The organism is Acidovorax sp. FHTAMBA, from assembly GCF_038958875.1.
Taxonomy (GTDB): Bacteria; Pseudomonadota; Gammaproteobacteria; order Burkholderiales; family Burkholderiaceae_C; genus Acidovorax.
Window position 1 is genome coordinate 3,228,079 of sequence record NZ_CP152407.1, and the last position, 18,717, is coordinate 3,246,795.

Here is an 18,717-nt window from a genome sequence, read left to right on the forward strand (position 1 = left end):
CGTCAGGGTTGCAGACATCGGCGCGCGGTATAACCGTCAAGGCCTGATGACGATCTCGCAAGGGCTCTTCAACAGGCTCTTTCACCATTGCATCCCCTGTGCAACGCAGCCTCACGCTCTACATGCCCACTACCGACTCCCCCACCGGCCTTGACCCGGCCCTGGCCGCCCAGCGCCTGCGCGAAGAAGGCCCCAACGAACTGGGCATCAGCCAGCGCCGCACGCTGCGCGACATGGCCTGGGACGTGGTCACCGAGCCCATGTTCCTGCTGCTGCTGGGTGCAGGCGCCATCTACCTCGCCATGGGCGACGCACACGAGGCGCTGATCCTGCTGGGCTTTGTGGTCATCATCATGGCGATCACGGTGCTGCAGGAGCGCCGCACCGACAACGCGCTGAATGTGCTGCGCGACCTCTCCAGCCCCCGCGCGCTGGCGGTGCGAGGCGGCACGATGGTGCGCATAGCGGGCCGCGACGTGGTGCGCGAAGACCTCTTGATGATTGCCGAGGGCGACCGCATCCCGGCCGACGGCACGCTGCTGCAGGCGCACGAGCTGGCCACCAACGAGTCGATGCTGACGGGTGAATCCGAGCCTGTGGCCAAGCAGATTGCCGACAAGGTATTTGCAGGCACGCTGGTGGTCAGCGGCCAGGGCCTGCTGGAGGTGACGGCCGTGGGGCGGCATACCGAGCTGGGCCGCATCGGCCAGTCGCTGGACACCATTGCCCTGCAGGCCTCGCCGCTGCGCGAAGAAATGGCGCGGCTCACGCGCAAGCTGGTGGCCATCGGCCTTACGCTGTGTGCGCTGCTGGTGGCCCTGTTCTGGGCGCTGCGGGGCGACTGGCTGCAGGCCGTGCTGGCAGGCATCACGCTGGCCATGGGGGTGCTACCGCAAGAGTTGCCCGTGATCATGATCATCTTCCTGGCCCTGGCCGCGCGGCGGCTGGCGGCGCAGCAGGTGCTGACGCGGCGGCTCAACGCCATCGAGACGCTGGGCCAGACCACCGTGTTGTGTGTGGACAAGACCGGCACCCTCACGCAAAACCGCATGGCAGTGGCGGCGCTCTGCATTGCAGGGCATGAGCTGGATGTGCAGAACCTGCCCGCCGCAGCGGATGGCAGCGCGCTGCCCGATGCCTTCCACGAGCTGCTCGAATACGCCGTGCTGGCCAGCGAGATCGAGCCCCACGACCCCATGGAGCAGGCCTTTCATCGCATGGCGGCGGACCACCTGGTGGACACCGAACACCTGCACCCCGCCTGGTCGCTGGCGCGCGAATATGAGCTGTCGCCCCAGCTGCTGGCCATGAGCCACCTGTGGCGCGATGGCACCTCGGCACACGACACAGTAGCCACCAAGGGCGCGCCCGAAGCCGTGGCCGACCTGTGCCACCTGCCCGACGCCGAGCGCGCTGCCGTCAGCGCCCAGGCCGCGCGCCTGGCCGACCGGGGTCTGCGGGTGCTGGGCGTGGCCAAGGCCCGGCACCATACGCAAGACACCTGGCCCGACGCCCAGCACGACTTTGACTTTGAATGGCTGGGCCTGGTGGCCCTCGCCGACCCGCTGCGCCCCGAGGTGCCAGAGGCCATTGCACAGTGCCGCCAGGCGGGCATTCGCGTGGTGATGATCACCGGTGACCACCCCCGCACCGCGCGCGCCATTGCAGCCCAGGCGGGAATCGCCCACGACCAGGTCGTGACCGGCGATGAAATGGCCTCGATGTCCCCCGACATGCTCACCAGCAAAGCCCGGCAGGTCAGCGTGTTTGCACGCATCAAGCCACACCAGAAGCTGGCGCTGGTGGAAGCCCTCAAGGCCCAGGGCGAGGTGGTGGCCATGACCGGTGACGGCGTGAACGACGCCCCTGCCCTCAAGGCGGCACACATCGGCATCGCCATGGGCCAGCGCGGCACCGACGTGGCGCGCGAGGCCGCTGCCCTGGTGCTGCTGCACGACGACTTTGCAGCCATCGTGCTGGCGATTCACCGGGGACGGCAGACCTTTGCCAACCTGCGCCAGGCCATGGTCTACACGCTGGCGGTGCATGTACCCATCATTGGGCTGGCGCTGCTGCCGGTGCTGTTCGGGCTGCCGCTGGTGCTGGCACCGCTGCACATCGCGTTTCTGGAGCTGGTCATCGACCCGGCCTGCTCCATCGTGTTCGAGGCCGAAGAAGGTGCTGCCGACCTCATGCAGCAACCGCCACGCGGGGCTGACGAGCCCTTGCTGACCGCCCGCCACATTCTGCTGAGCGTGCTCCAGGGCAGCGTGGTGACGGCCGCCGTGGTGGGCCTGTACGCCTGGCTGCTGAGCCAGCCCGCGCAGGCCGCCACCGCCAGCACGGCCGCGTTTGTGGTGCTGGTGGCAGCCAACGCCGCGCTCATCCTGCCCAGCCGCAGCAGCCAGACCCGCTTGCGCAGCTTGTGGGCCGGGCTCACACCCGTCAGCCTGTGGGTGATGGGTGGCACGCTGGCGGCGCTGACGGCCATCACCACCGTGCCATGGCTGGCCAGTGCATTCAAGTTTGCGCCGCTGTCGCCCCTGCACTGGCTCATGGCGGTGCTGGCCGGGCTGGCGCTGGTGGTGGTGTTTGCAGCCAACACACAGTGGCTTCGGCCCACCGCGCCGGCACGCACCCCTTCGCCTGTCTGACCCTTTCGGCAGCAGCGGCAGAACGCCTTAGAACTCTGCCGAAATCGCCGCCCGCAGCAAGGTTGCTGCGGGCTCCACCAGCTCATGCAGCTGCCCGGCACGCTCCTGCTCGATGGATTGCAGCACCATCTCGTTGATGCCCCCCACCACCGCCATGGCCATCATGGGCTGCAGCGGTGCCTTGCGCTTGCGCTCGCCGGGACGGTTGTTCACGACATCCAGCATCAAATCGGCCAGCTGTTTGTTGGCGCGGCGGCGCGCTGCCAAGCCTGCGCTGCCCAGTCCCAGTATCTCGATGAACAAGGTGCGCAGCAGCACGGGGTTGCGGGCCAGCACGCCGAAGTAGGCGCCCATGGCCTGCTCCACCTGGGTCTGCCAGTCGCTGTGCGGGTCGATGGCAGCGCGCAGCACCGCGATGGCGTTGCCGCTGGCGGCCTCGTACAGGGCGATCAGACACTCGGCCTTGTCGGCAAAGTTTTCGTAGAAGGTGCGGCGTGACACGCTGGCTTCGCGCACGATGTCGGCAATGGTGGTGTCGGCATAGCCCTTGGCAGCCACCGCGCGGGCCATGCCCTCCAGCAGCCGGGCGCGGTGGACGTTGTCTGCTGCGGGGGAAAGGGCTTCGGTCATGGCGGGTCAGAGGGTGGTGAATTTGCATTAGGTACTTGACAGTACCACATTTGACCTGCATCATACAAACCACTGGTACCATCAAGTACCAACCCGTTCTTCCCCCGCAGCCCGATCCCGGAGATTGCCCCATGACCGAACTCGTCGTCCGCCGCCTGCTGATAGACTTGGAAACCCCTTTCGAGCGCCAATGGTGTGGCGGCGATGCGTTTCGTACGGCGCTGTTCAACGCGCTGTCGATGAGCTTTCCGGTGGGCGAGCAGTTCTTCATCGACGCGGTCCGAGACGGTCACAAGGCCTTGCCCGTCGACAAGCAAGCGCAATTTGCAGACGAAGTGCGGGGCTTCATCGGGCAAGAGGCCACCCACCGCCGCATCCACGCGCTGTTCAACGGCCACCTCGACCGGCAGGGCCTCGTCAACGCATGGGCCCCGCGTGCGCAGGAGCGCATGAAACTGTTTGCGGGTGCCGACCCGCGCCACCCGCTGGCCGTGACGGCCGCCAACGAACACTTCACCGCCCTGCTGGCCGAATGGCTGCTGGCCCACCCCGAGGCGCTGCAGGGTGCCGAGCCGCGCCTGGCCACAATGTGGCAATGGCACTGCGCCGAAGAGTCTGAGCACAAGAACACTGCCTTTGACATCTACCAGGCCCTGGGCGGAAACCACGAGTGGCGCATCACATGGTTTCGCCGCATCACCGTGGTGTTCCTGGGCGACGTGCTGCGCCAGACGGTGCTGAACCTGCACAAAAGCGGAACGCTGTGGAAGTGGAGCACCTTGACGAGCGCGGCGCGCACGCTGTTTGGCAAGGGCGGCCTGGTTCGCGAAACCTGGCGCCCGTGGCGCGAATACCTGCGGCGCGACTTTCACCCCAGCCAGCACGGCACCGATCTGTCACAGCGGTGGCTGGCGGACCACAGCGACGCCTACACACCCGTGGGCGCGCGCTGACCACAACAACCTGAAACCATGACTTCAAAGAAAACGCCCCGGCACACCGGCCGGGTAGGCGAAGCTTTGCTTTGCCTGATCGCATCGGCTCCACTGGCGCTGATGCCAGTGCAGACCCAGGCTGCGCCCATGGCTTTTGACGCCGCGCTGCAGCAGCTGCAGCAGCGCTCCGACCAGCTGGCTGCGTCGCGCAACGCCGTCGAAGGCGCCCAGCTGCGCCGCGACGCCCTGCAGCGCCTGGGTGGCCCGGTGGTCAATCTGACCGGCGCTGCCTACCGCTACAACGCCAACCTGGATGTGGACCTGAACCCGCTGAACCAGGCCCTGCCCGGTGTGCTGTCGCAACTGCCGCCGCAGCTTGCGGGCCCGCTGGCGCAGATGCCCCACCTGCCGCCGGGCTACACGCTCCACCGCAGCAAGAGTGATACCACCGCGTCGGTCTCCGCCATCTGGCCCCTGTACATGGGCGGCGCCAGCAACGCAGCCCGTGGCCTGCTGGATGCCCAAGCCCAAGAAGCCCAGGCCGACGCCGCCAAAACCGGCCATGAGGCCACCACCCTGCTGGTGCAGCGCTACTTTGGCGCCCAGCTGGCCGAGCGCGCTGCCCTGCTGCGCGAATCGGCCCTTGCCACCATCGAACAGCACGACGCCGCCGCGCAGAAGATGCTGGACGCCGGCGTGATCGCCCGGGTGGATCGGCTGCAGGCCCGCTCGGCCCTGGAAGACGCCCGCCGCAACGCCCGCAAAGCCCGCGACGACGCGGAGCTGGCCGCCACGGCCCTGACGCGCACCCTCAAGGCGACCGACCCTGTCACGCCCACCAGCCCCCTGTTTGTGCTGAGCCAGCCGGTCGAGCCCCTGCCCCACTTCATCGACACCGCCTTGGCCCGCCACCCCGGGCTGGACAAGGTGGCCGCCAAAAAAGAGCAAGCCACGCAACTGCATGCCGCGCAGGAGGCCTTGCGCAAGCCGCAGGTGTTTGCGTTCGGCCAGCGCCAGCTCAAGACCGGCCGCGACGCAGACTGGGTGGTCGGGGTGGGCGTGCGCTGGACGCTGTTCGATTCCATCGACCGCAACGCGCTCGCTGAATCGTCCAGCCGCCAGATCGAGCAGGCCGAGCGCACCGGCGCGCAGGCGCAGAACGACATCGCCCTGCTGGTGGAAAAGCGCTGGCTGGCCCTGGAGCAGGCGCGCCGCGCCTACTTTGCGCTGCAACCGGGGCTGGATCTGGCCGACGAAGTGCTGCGCCTGCGCACCTCCGGCCTGAAGGCTGGCACCAGCACCACGCTGGACCTGATCGACGCCCAGGTCAACCAGGCCAAGGCGCATACCGAACGCGCCCAGGCCGCGCACGACTACGTAAGGGCGCTGGCCGACTTGCTGGAGGCCTGTGGCCTGTCGGAAGACTTTGGCAAATACATGGCGCGCGCTGATGCGCTGAAAGTGGAGTGAAGAGCATGAGCAAGAAAACAGCAGCCGTCGGCGCAGTGGCCTTTGTGGCCGTGGCAGGCTTTGTGGGCGTTGGCCTGTGGAAGGCCTCGCAGCCCGCGCCCGAGGTGTTCCAGGGCCAGATCGAAGCGCAAGAGGCCGACATCGCCCCCAAGGTCACCGCGCGCATCGCGCAGATCCTGGTGAAGGAAGGCGACCAGATCACCGTGGGCGCCCCGCTGATCCGCATGGACAGCCCCGAGGTGCAAGCCAAGCTGGCCCAGGCCACGGCGGCGCAAGAGGCTGCCCAGGCGGTGGCCGACAAGGCCCAGCACGGCGCACGCCCGCAAGAAATTGAGATGGCCCGACTGAACTGGCAGCGCGCCGTGGCCGCCGCCGATCTGGCCGATTCGTCCTTCAAACGCGTGGATGGCCTGGCCCGCGAGGGCCTGGTGGCCGCGCAAAAACGCGACGAGGCCGAGGCCAACTTCAAGGCCGCGCGCGACCAGGCGCTGGCCGCCAAGGCTCAGTACGACCTGGCCCGCGCCGGGGCCCGCACCGAAGACCGCTCTGCCGCCAGCGCCCAGGCGCGCCAGGTGGCGGGCGTGGTGGCGGAGGTGCGGGCGGCACAGGCCGAGACCGAGCTCAAGAGCCCCGTGGCCGGCGAAGTGGCCAAGGTGCTGGCCCGAACGGGCGAGCTGTCGCCCCAGGGCGTGGCCGTGGTCACGGTGGTGGACCTGAAGGACCAGTGGATGGTGCTGAACGTGCGCGAGGACCGCCTGCAACGCTTTGCCATCGGCAGCGAGTTTGACGCCACATTGCCCGCGCTGGGCAGCAAGCCGGTGAGGTTCAAGGTCTATCACACGGCCGCGCTGCCGGACTTTGCCACCTGGCGCGCCACGCGCGCAGGCCATGGCTTTGACGCCCGCACCTTTGAAGTGCGAGCGCGCCCGGCCGCGCCCATCGAAGGCGCGCGCCCCGGCATGACGGTGCTGGTACTTTAAAAATTAGAGTCAAAAAGGCCTCTGGCGCTTATCCATCAAGCGCCAAAAGCTATGAATTCAATAGTAAAAAGCCTCACCCGCGAATCCCGCCGCCTGGGCGCCAGCCCGTGGGACCTGGCCATGGTCACCTGGGTGCCGCTGCTCGCCGTGGCGCTGATGTGGTGGGTGTTCTCGGCCGGACTGCCTCGCCACCTTCCCGTGGGCGTGGTGGATGCCGACCAGTCGAGCCTGTCGCGCCAGCTGGTGCGCATGCTGGACGCCACGCCGGGCCTGCGCGTCACCCGGCACCATGCCAACCACGCCGAGGCCGAACGCGCCTTGCGCAACGTGCAGGTGTATGCCGTCATCACCGTGCCGCGCGACTTTGCGCGCACGGTCAAGGAGGGGCGTGCCACACAGGTCACGCTGCTGCACAACGCGCAGCTGGGCACGCATTCAGGCGTGTTGCAACGCGATGTGCGCGCGGTGGTGGGCACGCTGTCGGCCGGCATCGAAATGGCCGCGCGCAACCGGCGCGGCGAAAGCGCCCAGGCCGTGCACGTGAGCATGGAGCCCATCCACACACAGATGGTGGCGCTGTTCAATGTGTCGAGCAACTACGAGCAGTTTCTGGGGGCGGCGCTGATCCCTGCGCTGCTGCACATCCTGGCCATGACGGCCGGTGCCTGGGCTGTCGGGCGCGAGCTGCGTGACCGCACCGTGGGCGAGTGGCTGGGGTCGGGCGGGCTGCCGAACATAGCTGGTGCGCTGATCGGCAAGCTGGCCTTGCCTTGGGCTTCCCTCACGCTGGTGGGCCTGCTGGCGCTGGTGGGAATTACCTGGGGGCGCGGCTGGCACCCGCCGGGCAACCTCGGGTGGGTGGCTGAGGCGCTGGCTTTGCTGATGGCCGTGTCGCTGATGGCGGGCGCTGCGCTGGCGGGCATCACACGGTCTTTGCGCACCGCCTTGTCGGGGACGGGATTTTTTGCGGCACCGGCGTTTGCGTTCAGCGGCGTTGCGTTTCCGCTGGCAGGCATGCCAGGCAGCGCCCGCGCCTGGGCCGAGGCCATGCCGTTCACCCACTACATCCGCCTGCAGATCGAGCAGCTGCAGATGGGCGCGCCGCTGGCAACCAGCGTGTCGACCATGGTGGCGCTGATGATCGCCACGGCCGTGCTGTGGCTGGTGGGCGCCATCGCCCTCAGCGTGGCCCACCGCAGCCCTCACACCTGGGGAAGCCGCTGATGAATGCCACGATCAAACCCATGCCGGTGGTGACACCACCACCCCAGGGCCTTCTGCGGGCCTGGCTGCAAGCGCTGGCCGCCGTGGTGCGCGACAAGGGCGTTCTGCTGCTGCTCATCGGTGCACCCGTGCTCTACGGCTTTTTCTACCCCTGGTTCTACGCCGATGAGGTGCTCACCCGCGTGCAGGTGGCCGTGGTGGACATGGACCGCACCAGCCTGTCGCGCCAGATCGCCCGCTTTGCCGATGCCGACCCGCGCATTGACGTGCGCCTGTTAACGGGCAACGAGCGCGAGGCGCAGGAGGCGCTGTGGCGTGGCGAGATAGAAGGCTACGTGCTGATCCCTGCGCATCTCAAGCGCAGTGTGGTGCGCGGTGAAAGTGCCGTGGTCAGCATCGAGGCCAACGGTGCCTATGCACTGCTCAACAAGGCTGTGCAGTACGGCTTTGCCGAAGCGGTGGGCGCCGTGTCGGCAGGCGTCGAAATCCGCCAGCTGCAGGCCAGCGGCCAGAGCGCCCAGCAGGCCCGTGCCAGCCGCGCGCCAGTGCAGTTGCAAATGGTGGCGCTGTTCAACCCCACCGAGGGCTACGGCAGCTTTGTGGTGCCCGCCGTGGCACTGCTCATCCTGCAGCAGACCCTGCTGATGGGCGCTGCCATGCTCACCGGCACATGGGTGGAAAGTGGCCAGCACCGCGCCCACGCCACCACCTGGCTGGGCCGCCTGCTGGCCCTGAGCACGCTGGGCTGGGCCAGTGGCCTCTTCTACTTTGGCTGGATCTTTCTGCTGCACGACTACCCCGTGGCGGCAACCCGCTGGGCGCACTGGCGCTGCTGGCCTGCTACATCCCGGCCATCGCGGCGCTGGGGGCGCTGCTGGGCCTGTGGTTTGGCAACCGCGAACGCGCGCTGCAGGTGCTGCTGTGGACCACACTGCCCATCGCCTTCGTGGCCGGGTTCTCGTGGCCGACAGAGGCGCTGCCCGAGCCGCTGCAGTGGCTGCGCTGGCTGCTGCCCAGCACGTCCGGGGTGCAGGCGTCGCTGCGGCTCAATCAGCTGGGGGCGCCGCTGTCTGCGGCCCTGCCCTACCTGTGTGCGCTGGTGGCGCTGGGTGCGGTGTGCACGGCCGCCGTGCTGGTCAAGGCCGGCCCTGCGCGCGCAGCCTTGCCCCAACCTGCCGCGCACTGATCAGTCAGCGATCACTACTCACTGGGGGTGGGCAGCAGCCTGGGGCCCTGTCCGCAGGCGCACGGGGCCACTGCGCTCTTCCATTGCCTTTTGCACCTCTTTGCGCAGGCCCACCAAGAACCCGAGTTCGGCCACCACAAACAGCGGCCCCACGATGAGGCCCATCAGGTCGTCCACAAACGCCGGTTTGCGCCCCTCGTAGTAGTGGCCCACAAACTGGATCACCCAACCCACCACAAACAGCCCGATACCCGAGGCCAGCCACAGCGCGGTGGTCTGCACCGCCAGCCACTGGCCGCCCACCAGCATGGCCGACAGCAGCGCAGCCATGGTCACGCCGTAGCGAAAGTCGAGCCGGAAGTAAAAGAAGCAACTCGCCAGGGCCGCCAGCAGCGCGGGGCTCATGGGCAGGTCGCCCATCTGCCAGGTGGGGCGTGACAGCAGGATGACCACGGCAAACATGATCATGGGCACGCCCACAAAATGGGTGTGGATGTTGCGCGGATCGCGGTGGTAGGCGGCGTACTGGGCCAGGTGGTCGATCAGGGTTTTCATGGGTGTCTCCCGGTAGTGTTTTGAGCAGCATCAATACTCGCTCTGCCACGGCGCCAACGTCTGTCGTGCACACGACAAATCACGCTGCCACTGCCCCACACTTGGCCGCTGGCGCCTGCCACCCTCTTCCACCCCCTTTCCTGCATGACCGAACCCGCTGCCTTTCTGCCCGTTCTCCAGTCCGGCCGCTGGTTTGCCCACCTGCCGCCCGACTTTGGCCAGCCGCTTCTGGCCATGGCGCAGGTGCGGCATCTGCACACCGGGGAGGTGCTGTTTCTGCGCGGCGATGCGCCTTGCGGGCTGTATGCGGTGGTGCGCGGCGCGGTCAGCATCTCGGGCACCGGCGGGCGGGCCGACGAAGCCCGCGCGGCACTGCTGATACGGCTGGAGCCACCGCACTGGTTTGGCGAGATCTCGGTGTTCGACAACTCGGCCCGCACCCACGACGCCCACGCCAGTGAGCCCACCACGCTGCTGCAGGTACCGCACGAGAGGCTGCAGCAATGGCTGCAGGCCCACCCCGAGCACTGGCACGCGCTGGCGTTGTTGCTGACAGACAAGCTCCGCTCGGCCTTTGTGGCGGTGGAAGAGCTGGCGCTGCTGCCCGCGCCGCAGCGCCTGGCGCGCCGCCTGGTGATGATGGCCGAGGGTTACGGGCAATGGACGGCCGAGGGCCAGTCGCGTCGGGTGATCGGCATCTCGCAGGAGCAGCTCTCGCTGATGCTGGCCATCTCGCGCCAGACCACCAACCAGATCCTCAAAGACCTCGAAGCACGCCACCTGGTGCGCGTGCAGCGGGGCGAGGTGGAGATTCTGGACCTGGCAGCCCTGCGCGCGTCATGCTATTGAATAAATAGCTGTTTGCGCTTTATACACAAGCGCTGCAGGCAGTTTTTACATAAATACTAAGCACACATTTCATTTACGGGCAAAATGACGGCCATGCAACTGAACTACATCGCCAACGCCTCGGTGCCGTCCGCTTCGGGCCGCACGATTGCCGTGATCGACCCGTCCGACGGCCAGCCCTTCGACGAGATCCAGCGCAGCAATGCCGACGACATCGACACGGCGGTGCATGCGGCGCGCCAGTGCTACCACGCGGTGTGGCAAAAGCTGGCCCCGGTCGAACGCGGCCGGTTGCTGCAAAATCTCTCGGCCAAGATCCTGGAGCATGCGGACGAGTTGACGGCGCTGGAGCAGCGCGACTGCGGCAAGCCCACCAAGCAGGCGCGCGCCGATGCGGTTGCCCTGGCGCGCTACTTCGAGTTCTACGCCGGTGCGTGCGACAAGTTCCACGGCGAGACGATCCCCTACCCCGACGGCTACAGCGTGCTGACCTGGCGCGAGCCGCATGGCGTCACAGGCCATGTGATCCCCTGGAACTACCCCATGCAGATCTTTGGCCGCAGCGTGGGCGGCGCCCTGGCTGCGGGCAATGTGTGCGTGGTCAAACCGGCGGAAGACGCGTGCCTGTCGCTGATCCGCGTGGCGCAGCTGGCGGCCGAGGTGGGGTTTCCTGCCGGTGCGCTCAACATCGTCACCGGCTACGGCCACGAGGTGGGCGACGCATTGGCGCGCCACCCCGGCATCGACCACATCAGCTTCACCGGCAGCCCCAAGATCGGCACGCTGATCCAGCAGGTGGCGGCAGAGCGCCACTGCCCCGTGACGCTGGAGCTGGGCGGCAAAAGCCCGCAGATCATCTTTGCGGATGCGGACCTCGATGCCGCGATCCCCGTGGTCATCAACGCCATCGTGCAGAACGCCGGGCAGACATGCTCGGCAGGATCGCGCGTGCTGATCGACTCGCTGATTTACGAACCGCTGCTGGAGCGCCTGGGCAAGGCGTTTGAAAAGCTGCGCGTCGGCCCCGCGGCCATGGACCTGGACGTTGGCCCGCTGATCCGCCAGACGCAACAGCAGCGCGTGTGGGATTTCCTGTCGGACGCGCAGGTCGCTGGCATCCCCATGGTGGCGCAGGGCGTGGTGGTGGACGAAGCGCCCGAGACCGGCTACTACCAGGCCCCGACCCTGCTGCGCGATGTACCGGTAGGCCACCGCCTTGCGCAGGAAGAAGTGTTCGGACCCGTGCTGTCGGCCATGGCCTTCCAAGACGAAGACCACGCCGTGGAGCTGGCCAACGCCACGCAGTTCGGCCTGGTCGCGGGCATCTGGACACGCGACGGCGCCCGCCAGTTCCGCATGGCCAAGCGCGTGCACAGCGGGCAGGTGTTCATCAACAACTATGGCGCTGCGGGCGGTGTGGAGCTGCCGTTTGGCGGCGTCAAATCCAGCGGCTACGGGCGCGAAAAAGGTTTTGAAGCGCTGTACGGCTTCACCACTCTGAAGACCGTTGCCATCAAATATGGGTAACCCCCTGAGCCGCTTCGCGTCTTCCCCCTGCAGGGGGACGCCGCCAGCGCACGCAAGCCAGGCGCCGCATGCGCGGCTTGGCGGCCCCTGCGCGGCGGCACTCGCTTAGACCGCGCCAGTTTCAATACCTCGCTACCAACCACGATAGAAGCGAATGCCCCTGAGCCCCCCCGCCCCCCGCACCCTGAAGCATGTCCGCCGGGTGAACTACCAGGGCTTTGAACGCGACGATGGCCTGTGGGACATCGAAGGCGAGCTGCACGACAGCAAGGCGTTTGATGCCCCCTCGCACCGCGACCCGACGCGCACGCGCCTGGCGGGTGAGGCCATCCACCACATGTGGCTGCGCGTGACCGTGAACCGCCAGCTGGTGGTGCAGGCGGTGGATGTGGCCATGGACTCGCACCCGCTCAAAGGCTGCACCGAGGCCCAAGCTGCGCTGCAGCGCATGGTGGGCTGCAGCATGGCGCGCGGCTGGCGCCAGGCCATCCAGAAACACCTGGGCGGCGTGGAAAGCTGCACGCACCTGCGCGAGCTGCTGTTCAACCTGGCCACAGCGGCGTTCCAGTCGGTGCCTGCGGTGTTTGCCGCCAGCCACCCCGACGAGCCACCGCGCCATCTGGGCCAGTGCACGGGGTGGGACTTCAACGGCCAGGGCGTGAAAGAGTTTTTCCCCCAGTTCTACGGCCGTGCGCCCCAGGCCGCCCGGGCCGTGGAACCGCCTGCAGGCGAAGAAATACCAGTCAAATCAGCCTCTAGCGCTTGATGATCAAGCGCCACCAGCTATCAATTTTGAACAGTCCAAGGAGCCATTCCATGCGCGTTTCGAACAAGTCCATCATCGTCACCGGCGCCGGCAACGGCATTGGCGAAGGCATCGCCAAGCGCCTGGCGGCCGAGGGCGGCAATGTGATCGTGAACGACATCAACGAGGCGGGCGGCCAGCGCGTGGTGGACGAGATCACGGCGGCCGGTGGCACGGCGGCCTTCTTCAAGGCCGACGTAACGAAGTCCGCCGAGGTCAAGGCGATGGTGGATGAAGCCGTGCGCCTGTACGGCCGCCTGGACGTGGTGGTCAACAACGCAGGCTGGACACACCGCAACCGCCCCATGCTGGAGGTGAGCGAGGAAGAGTTCGACAAGGTCTATGCCATCAACATGAAGAGCATCTACCTGAGCGCCATCCACGCCGTGCCCGCGCTGCGCCAGGCGGGGGGCGGCAGCATCATCAACATCGCCTCCACAGCAGGGCTGCGGCCCCGCCCGGGCCTGACCTGGTACAACGGCTCCAAGGGCGCGGTCATCATCACCAGCAAGTCCATGGCGGCAGAACTGGGCCCGGACAACATTCGCGTCAACTGCATCAACCCCGTGTTCAACCCCGACACCGGCCTGGCCGCCGAGTTTGCCGGTGGCCCGGTGGACGAGGCGCGCCGCGCCAAGTTTCTGGCCACCATTCCGCTGGGGCGCTTTTCCACCGCGCTGGATGTGGCCAATGCGGCGCTGTACCTGGCCAGCGACGAGGCCGCGTTTGTGAGCGGCGTGTGCATTGAAGTGGACGGCGGGCGCTGCGTGTAGCGCTGCTGCGCCGCCCGTCGCCCGCCAAGGGGCATTGCCGCGCCCACCGGCCGCGGGGGGCCAAACCTGACACACTCCGCGTTTCAGGAGGCAAACATGTTGATACAACTTACCTACGCGAGCCGCACCTCGCGCGTGCTGGGCCCCGCCGATGTCAAGGACATCCTGGGCGCATCCCAGCGTAACAACGCCCGCGCGGGCATCACGGGCGCGCTGTGCCTGAACCACGGCATCTTCCTGCAGCAGCTCGAAGGCGACCGCACTGCGGTGAACGCGCTGTACCACCGGCTTCTCAAGGATTCGCGCCACAAGGACACGGCAGTGCTGGACTTTTGCGAGATCCCGCACCGGCGGTTTGCCAGCTGGTCCATGGGGCTTTTGGGGTCGGTGGATGCCAACCGCCAGCTGTTCCTCAAGTACTCCAGCAGCAACGAGTTTGACCCGTTCAGCATGAGCACCTTGACGCTGCGCAGCTTCTTTGACGAAATCCTGCAGAACGTGCGCTGGCTGGAGTGAGAAAATGCGGCGCATGCACCCACCCTCTGCACCGCCGCTCTACGAGTCCGCCCATGGCTGAACGCGTCATTCCGCTCGTCGATGAACGTCTGGCCGCCCGTGTGGCCCAGGTGCCTGATCGCCTGGTAGCGCCCACAGGCCTGCTCACCGACACCCGGGGCCGCCCGCTGCGCGACCTGCGCATCAGCGTGACGGACCGCTGCAACTTCCGCTGCAACTACTGCATGCCCAAGGAAGTGTTCGACAAGGACTACCCCTACCTGCCGCACAGCGCCCTGCTGAGCTTTGAAGAGATCACGCGGCTGGCGCGGCTCTTTCTGGCGCATGGCGTGCGCAAGATACGCCTGACCGGCGGCGAGCCCCTACTGCGCAAGAACCTCGAAGACCTCGTCGCCCAACTGGCCCGGCTGCGCACGGTGGACGGGCTGGCGCCCGACCTCACGCTCACCACCAACGGATCCCTGCTGGCGCGCAAGGCCAAAGCGCTGAAAGACGCCGGCCTGAACCGCGTGACCGTGAGCCTGGACGGCCTGGACGACACGGTCTTTCGCCGCATGAACGATGTGGACTTTCCGGTGGCGGATGTGCTGGCGGGCATCGAGGCCGCGCACGCTGCGGGCCTGTCGCACATCAAGGTCAACATGGTGGTCAAGCGCGGCACCAACGACGACGAGATATTGCCCATGGCGCGCCACTTTCGCGGCACGGGCACCACGCTGCGCTTCATCGAATACATGGACGTGGGCGCCACCAACGGCTGGCGCATGGACGAAGTGCTGCCCTCGGCCGAACTGATCGAGCGCCTGCGCGCCGAGCTGCCGCTGGTACAGCTGGATCCAAGCAGCCCCGGCGAAACTGCCGAGCGCTGGGGCTACGCCAATGCTGCAGGCCAATATGACCCCGCCCTGGGCGAGGTGGGCGTGATCAGCAGCGTGACCCAGGCCTTTTGCCACGACTGCAACCGCGCCCGCCTGTCCACCGAAGGCAAGCTCTACCTGTGCCTGTTTGCGTCCGAGGGCTACGACCTGCGCACCCTGCTGCGCGGCGGCGCCAGCGACGAGGCCATTGCCTCGGCCATCGCCCCCATCTGGCAGCGACGCAACGACCGCTATTCGGAGCTGCGCAGCAGCCTGCCTGCGGATACATCCCAAGGCGCCCGCCGTGTGGAAATGAGTTACATCGGCGGATAGCACGTGACACCTCCCCCTCAGTCCCCTTCGGCACCTTCCCCCTCCTCTCGCGCTGCGCGCGGGAAGGGGGACGCAGCTCTCGCTGCGGGGCGGCCCTTGCCCGGCTGCCCGGGCCTGGGCGGCGCTCACTGCATGAGCACTCACCTTTCAAAACATGATTGACACCCAAGACATCACCGGCCTGGTCCTGGCCGGAGGCCGCGGCTCCCGCATGGGCGGGGTCGATAAAGGCCTGCAGAACTTTCGCGGCCTGCCGCTGGCGCTGCACACGCTGATGCGGCTGCAGATGCAGACCGGCAATGTGATGGTGAACGCCAACCGCAACCTGGCCGCCTACGAGGCCTTTGGCGCGCCCGTGTGGCCGGATGTACTGGCCGACTACGCGGGGCCGCTGGCCGGTTTCCTCACCGGGCTGGAGCGTTGCGAGACGCCCTGGCTGCTGACGGTGCCGTGCGATACCCCGCTGTTCCCGCTGGACCTCGCCGCGCGCCTGGCCGCTGCGGCAGATGGCGAGGGCGCCGACATCGCCATGGCTGCCGCGCCCGAGGATGATGGCACGGGCCACAACACCGTGCGCACCCAGCCGGTGTTCTGCCTGCTGCGCGTGGACCTGCTCGAAAGCCTGGTCGCTTTCACCCAGGCCGGTGGCCGCAAGATCGACGCGTGGACAGGCCAGCACCGCTGCGCCATCGTGCCTTTTGACCAGCCCGGCGATGACCCCAAGGCCTTTTTCAACGCCAACACGCTGGCCGAGCTGCACGCGCTGGAAAGCGCCGGCACGCCCTCGCCCTGACGCCAGGCGCCGCGCACCCGCGTGCCTGCGCCACCTGCCGCCCCCACTTGGATTGCCATGAAAACCATTGCCCAGATTGCCGCCGAGCTGCAAGGCTACGACCCGCAGGCCCTGAGCGCCGCCGATGTCAGCGCGTTCCTCGAGCGGCTGGTCGAGCCCGTCACCGCCACCGAATCCCTGCCCCTCTTCAACGCCCTGGGCCGCGTGCTGGCGCAGGATGTGATTTCGCCCATCAGCGTGCCCCCGCACGACAACTCGGCCATGGACGGCTATGCGTTTGCAGGCGCGCAGCTGGTGGCCGGGCAACCGCTCACGCTGCACGTGGTGGGCACGGCGCTGGCGGGCAAGGCCTGGGCGGGCACCGTGGCGGCGGGCGAGTGCGTGAAGATCATGACCGGCGCCATCATGCCCGCAGGGCTCGACACCGTGGTGCCGCAGGAGTTCACCACGGCCGCTGCCGACGGCCGCATCACCATCGCGGCCGATGTGCTCAAGACCGGCGACAACCGCCGATTCAAGGGAGAAGACCTGATGGAGGGTAGTGTGGCGCTGGCCCGTGGCGCGCTGCTGACGCCCGCTGCCCTGGGCCTGGTGGCCAGCCTGGGCCTGCCCACGGTGACGGTGTTCCGCCGCCTGCGCGTGGCCTACTTTTCCACCGGCGACGAGATCCTGAGCCTGGGCGATCCCCCGCGCGAAGGCGCCGTGTACGACAGCAACCGCTACACCGTATTTGGCCTGCTCACCCGCCTGGGCGTGGAGGTGATTGACATGGGCGTGGTGCGCGACGAACCCGCGCTGCTCGAAGCTGCCTTCCGGCAGGCCGCAGCACAGGCCGACGCCATCATCACCAGCGGCGGCGTGAGTGTGGGCGAGGCCGATCACACCCGCACCATGATGAAGAAGCTGGGCGACGTGGCCTTCTGGCGCATCGCCATGCGGCCCGGCCGCCCCATGGCCGTGGGGCGCATTGCCGCCGCCGAAAATCAAGCAAAATTGGACGCCAGCGCTTATCCATCAAGCGCCGATAGCTATCAAAACAGTAGCATACAGTCTGAGCATGGCGCCGTGCTGTTCGGGTTGCCCGGCAACCCCGTGGCGGTGATGGTGACTTTTCTCGCCTTCGTGCGGCCCGCCCTGCTGCGCATGATGGGCAGCACACACACCGCCCCGCCGCTACTGCGCGCCATCAGCACCGAAGCGATGCGCAAGAAGCCCGGCCGCACCGAATACCAGCGCGGCCTGGTCGCCACCGCGCCGGACGGCACGCTGCAGGTCTGCACCACGGGCAACCAGGGCTCGGGCGTGCTCAGCTCCATGGTGCAGGCCAACGGGCTCATCGTGCTGCACCATGGGCAAGGCAATGTAGCGGTGGGCGACGCCGTGGATGTGATGGTGTTTGACGGCGTGATCTGACACGGCGATGCGCCGCAAGCCGGGCCACGCACTCTGATACCGGGATAAGCTGAATGCAGCTTTTCGCCCCACTCACACACCCGCGTTTCACACCATGCCCTACGCCGCACAACACCTTGCCCAACCCCCGTCCCGCGATGACGTGGACAAACTGCCCGGCGCCACCGTGGTCGAATTTGGCACGCCCTGGTGCGGCCATTGCCAGCGCGCCCAGCCGCTCATCGAGCAGGCATTGAAGAACCGCGCAGAGATCGCGCACGTCAAGGTGGAAGACGGCCCCGGCCAGCGCCTGGGCCGCAGCTTTGGCGTGAAGCTCTGGCCCACGCTGGTGTTCTTGAAAGACGGCCAGGAAGTGGCGCGCGTGGTGCGCCCGCAGGATGCACAGGCCGTGCAGGACGCGCTGCAGGCCACCGGCTCCTGACCGGCACAACCCCAATTCGTCAGCTCACTTGCGCGTCTGCGTGAAGGCGGCCGCAATACGCTGCGCCGTGTCGGGGTCGGCAAAGCAGGCGCGGGCGGCCTCGCTCTCCACGGCCAGCGCCGTCTCGATGCGCGGCCCCAGGCCCGAGGCCAGGGACCGCTTGAAGCGCGCCGTGGCCCCGGCCGAGCGCGTGGCCACCTCGGCCGCCAGCGCCATGGCGGCAGGCAGCATGTCCGCCTGCGGTACCACGCGGTTGACCAGGCCCAGCGCTTTCAGGTCGGCCGCGCTCTGGCGCTCGCCCAGCACGATGAGTTCCATGGTGCGCTGGTGGCCCACGGCCTGCGGCAGCAGGTGCGTGATGCCGCCCGTGACAAAGTGGCCCAGCGCCATCTCGGGAAAGAAGCACACCAGGCTGTCCGCCGCCACCACCATGTCGCAGTTGAGCAGCCACTCGAAGCCGCCACCCACGGCATAGCCGTGCACCGCGCCGATGACGAGCTTGGGGCCGAACATCATGGCGCGCGTCACATCCTGGATGCGCGCGCAGTGCTCGGCAATCGTTTCGGGGCTTTCGGCCTGCTCGCCAAATTCCTTGAGGTCGTCGCCCGCGCAGAACGCCCGGCCCGCGCCGGTGAACACGATGGCGCGCGTGGCGGGCTCGCTCTGCGCGGCCTGCAGCGCGGCGATCAGGTCCACCAGCAGCGCGCCGCTGATGGCGTTGAGCCGCTCGGGGCGCTGCAGGGTGACGACGCTCACGGCGCCCAGGGTGGTGTGGGTGGCAAAACGCATGGGGTCT

General features: G+C 67.6%; 17 protein-coding genes and 1 pseudogene. 15 read left to right on the plus strand and 3 right to left on the minus strand.

Annotated elements, in window-relative coordinates:
- Positions 1-122: 122 nt before the first annotated feature.
- Positions 123-2,654, plus strand: coding sequence for a cation-translocating P-type ATPase (locus AAFF19_RS15185; protein WP_342721863.1), 2,532 nt, complete (start codon positions 123-125; stop codon positions 2,652-2,654).
- 27 nt (positions 2,655-2,681) lie between these two features.
- On the opposite strand, the gene AAFF19_RS15190 is transcribed toward AAFF19_RS15185, so the two are convergent.
- Positions 2,682-3,284, minus strand: a complete 603-nt coding sequence (locus tag AAFF19_RS15190; RefSeq protein ID WP_342720492.1) for a TetR/AcrR family transcriptional regulator — start codon at positions 3,282-3,284, stop codon at positions 2,682-2,684.
- A gap of 131 nt (positions 3,285-3,415) precedes the next feature.
- Between AAFF19_RS15190 and AAFF19_RS15195 the strand changes: the two genes are divergently transcribed.
- The 5 genes and pseudogenes from AAFF19_RS15195 (at position 3,416) to AAFF19_RS15215 (ending at position 9,079) form a co-directional block, all read left to right on the plus strand.
- The gene (locus tag AAFF19_RS15195) at positions 3,416-4,237 is read left to right on the plus strand and encodes a metal-dependent hydrolase (protein WP_182118479.1); all 822 of its coding nucleotides are present in this window, start codon (positions 3,416-3,418) and stop codon (positions 4,235-4,237) included.
- A gap of 18 nt (positions 4,238-4,255) precedes the next feature.
- Positions 4,256-5,689 carry a TolC family protein gene (locus AAFF19_RS15200; protein ID WP_246330710.1) on the plus strand — a complete coding sequence of 478 codons (1,434 nt, stop codon included), beginning with the start codon at positions 4,256-4,258 and terminating at the stop codon, positions 5,687-5,689.
- Between the two features lie 5 nt (positions 5,690-5,694).
- Complete coding sequence (locus AAFF19_RS15205; protein WP_182118478.1) at positions 5,695-6,669, plus strand: efflux RND transporter periplasmic adaptor subunit; 975 nt, start codon at positions 5,695-5,697, stop codon at positions 6,667-6,669.
- A 51-nt stretch (positions 6,670-6,720) separates the two neighbouring features.
- The gene (locus AAFF19_RS15210) at positions 6,721-7,893 is read left to right on the plus strand and encodes an ABC transporter permease (protein ID WP_182118477.1); all 1,173 of its coding nucleotides are present in this window, start codon (positions 6,721-6,723) and stop codon (positions 7,891-7,893) included.
- A gap of 20 nt (positions 7,894-7,913) precedes the next feature.
- A pseudogene (locus AAFF19_RS15215) lies at positions 7,914-9,079 on the plus strand (ABC transporter permease).
- Between the two features lie 18 nt (positions 9,080-9,097).
- On the opposite strand, the gene AAFF19_RS15220 reads toward AAFF19_RS15215, so the two are convergent.
- Positions 9,098-9,634 (minus strand): Mpo1-like protein, encoded by a 537-nt coding sequence (locus tag AAFF19_RS15220; protein WP_182118476.1) that lies wholly within the window; start codon positions 9,632-9,634, stop codon positions 9,098-9,100.
- Between the two features lie 144 nt (positions 9,635-9,778).
- Between AAFF19_RS15220 and AAFF19_RS15225 the strand changes: the two genes are divergently transcribed.
- The 9 genes from AAFF19_RS15225 to AAFF19_RS15265 all read left to right on the plus strand — a co-directional run bounded on the left by AAFF19_RS15225 (position 9,779) and on the right by AAFF19_RS15265 (position 17,921).
- Positions 9,779-10,483, plus strand: a complete 705-nt coding sequence (locus AAFF19_RS15225; protein ID WP_182118475.1) for a Crp/Fnr family transcriptional regulator — start codon at positions 9,779-9,781, stop codon at positions 10,481-10,483.
- Positions 10,484-10,576: 93 nt separating this feature from the next.
- Positions 10,577-12,010 (plus strand): aldehyde dehydrogenase family protein, encoded by a 1,434-nt coding sequence (locus tag AAFF19_RS15230; RefSeq protein ID WP_342720493.1) that lies wholly within the window; start codon positions 10,577-10,579, stop codon positions 12,008-12,010.
- A 154-nt stretch (positions 12,011-12,164) separates the two neighbouring features.
- Positions 12,165-12,776 (plus strand): DUF2889 domain-containing protein, encoded by a 612-nt coding sequence (locus tag AAFF19_RS15235; RefSeq protein WP_182118473.1) that lies wholly within the window; start codon positions 12,165-12,167, stop codon positions 12,774-12,776.
- 50 nt (positions 12,777-12,826) lie between these two features.
- Positions 12,827-13,588 carry an SDR family oxidoreductase gene (locus AAFF19_RS15240; protein WP_182118472.1) on the plus strand — a complete coding sequence of 254 codons (762 nt, stop codon included), beginning with the start codon at positions 12,827-12,829 and terminating at the stop codon, positions 13,586-13,588.
- A 96-nt stretch (positions 13,589-13,684) separates the two neighbouring features.
- Positions 13,685-14,104, plus strand: a complete 420-nt coding sequence (locus AAFF19_RS15245) for a BLUF domain-containing protein (RefSeq protein WP_008906782.1) — start codon at positions 13,685-13,687, stop codon at positions 14,102-14,104.
- Positions 14,105-14,157: 53 nt separating this feature from the next.
- Complete coding sequence (gene moaA / locus AAFF19_RS15250; RefSeq protein ID WP_342720494.1) at positions 14,158-15,294, plus strand: GTP 3',8-cyclase MoaA; 1,137 nt, start codon at positions 14,158-14,160, stop codon at positions 15,292-15,294.
- A gap of 154 nt (positions 15,295-15,448) precedes the next feature.
- Positions 15,449-16,087 carry a molybdenum cofactor guanylyltransferase MobA gene (mobA, locus tag AAFF19_RS15255; protein WP_342720495.1) on the plus strand — a complete coding sequence of 213 codons (639 nt, stop codon included), beginning with the start codon at positions 15,449-15,451 and terminating at the stop codon, positions 16,085-16,087.
- A 57-nt stretch (positions 16,088-16,144) separates the two neighbouring features.
- On the plus strand, positions 16,145-17,500 hold the full coding sequence (gene glp / locus AAFF19_RS15260) for a gephyrin-like molybdotransferase Glp (protein WP_342720496.1): 1,356 nt from the start codon (positions 16,145-16,147) through the stop codon (positions 17,498-17,500).
- 94 nt (positions 17,501-17,594) lie between these two features.
- Positions 17,595-17,921, plus strand: coding sequence for a thioredoxin family protein (locus AAFF19_RS15265; RefSeq protein ID WP_342720497.1), 327 nt, complete (start codon positions 17,595-17,597; stop codon positions 17,919-17,921).
- A 24-nt stretch (positions 17,922-17,945) separates the two neighbouring features.
- Here AAFF19_RS15265 and AAFF19_RS15270 read toward each other — a convergent pair whose 3' ends face one another.
- The gene (locus AAFF19_RS15270) at positions 17,946-18,710 is read right to left on the minus strand and encodes an enoyl-CoA hydratase/isomerase family protein (protein ID WP_342720498.1); all 765 of its coding nucleotides are present in this window, start codon (positions 18,708-18,710) and stop codon (positions 17,946-17,948) included.
- Positions 18,711-18,717 lie beyond the last annotated feature (7 nt).

What these genes read in the sequence shown, in the direction of transcription:
- AAFF19_RS15185 (WP_342721863.1), top strand. Translation starts at nt 123, where the DNA reads ATGCCCACTACCGACTCCCCCACCGGCCTTGACCCGGCCCTGGCCGCC.
- AAFF19_RS15190 (WP_342720492.1), bottom strand. Translation starts at nt 3,284, where the DNA reads ATGACCGAAGCCCTTTCCCCCGCAGCAGACAACGTCCACCGCGCCCGG.
- AAFF19_RS15195 (WP_182118479.1), top strand. Translation starts at nt 3,416, where the DNA reads ATGACCGAACTCGTCGTCCGCCGCCTGCTGATAGACTTGGAAACCCCT.
- AAFF19_RS15200 (WP_246330710.1), top strand. Translation starts at nt 4,256, where the DNA reads ATGACTTCAAAGAAAACGCCCCGGCACACCGGCCGGGTAGGCGAAGCT.
- AAFF19_RS15205 (WP_182118478.1), top strand. Translation starts at nt 5,695, where the DNA reads ATGAGCAAGAAAACAGCAGCCGTCGGCGCAGTGGCCTTTGTGGCCGTG.
- AAFF19_RS15210 (WP_182118477.1), top strand. Translation starts at nt 6,721, where the DNA reads ATGAATTCAATAGTAAAAAGCCTCACCCGCGAATCCCGCCGCCTGGGC.
- AAFF19_RS15220 (WP_182118476.1), bottom strand. Translation starts at nt 9,634, where the DNA reads ATGAAAACCCTGATCGACCACCTGGCCCAGTACGCCGCCTACCACCGC.
- AAFF19_RS15225 (WP_182118475.1), top strand. Translation starts at nt 9,779, where the DNA reads ATGACCGAACCCGCTGCCTTTCTGCCCGTTCTCCAGTCCGGCCGCTGG.
- AAFF19_RS15230 (WP_342720493.1), top strand. Translation starts at nt 10,577, where the DNA reads ATGCAACTGAACTACATCGCCAACGCCTCGGTGCCGTCCGCTTCGGGC.
- AAFF19_RS15235 (WP_182118473.1), top strand. Translation starts at nt 12,165, where the DNA reads ATGCCCCTGAGCCCCCCCGCCCCCCGCACCCTGAAGCATGTCCGCCGG.
- AAFF19_RS15240 (WP_182118472.1), top strand. Translation starts at nt 12,827, where the DNA reads ATGCGCGTTTCGAACAAGTCCATCATCGTCACCGGCGCCGGCAACGGC.
- AAFF19_RS15245 (WP_008906782.1), top strand. Translation starts at nt 13,685, where the DNA reads ATGTTGATACAACTTACCTACGCGAGCCGCACCTCGCGCGTGCTGGGC.
- moaA (WP_342720494.1), top strand. Translation starts at nt 14,158, where the DNA reads ATGGCTGAACGCGTCATTCCGCTCGTCGATGAACGTCTGGCCGCCCGT.
- mobA (WP_342720495.1), top strand. Translation starts at nt 15,449, where the DNA reads ATGATTGACACCCAAGACATCACCGGCCTGGTCCTGGCCGGAGGCCGC.
- glp (WP_342720496.1), top strand. Translation starts at nt 16,145, where the DNA reads ATGAAAACCATTGCCCAGATTGCCGCCGAGCTGCAAGGCTACGACCCG.
- AAFF19_RS15265 (WP_342720497.1), top strand. Translation starts at nt 17,595, where the DNA reads ATGCCCTACGCCGCACAACACCTTGCCCAACCCCCGTCCCGCGATGAC.
- AAFF19_RS15270 (WP_342720498.1), bottom strand. Translation starts at nt 18,710, where the DNA reads ATGCGTTTTGCCACCCACACCACCCTGGGCGCCGTGAGCGTCGTCACC.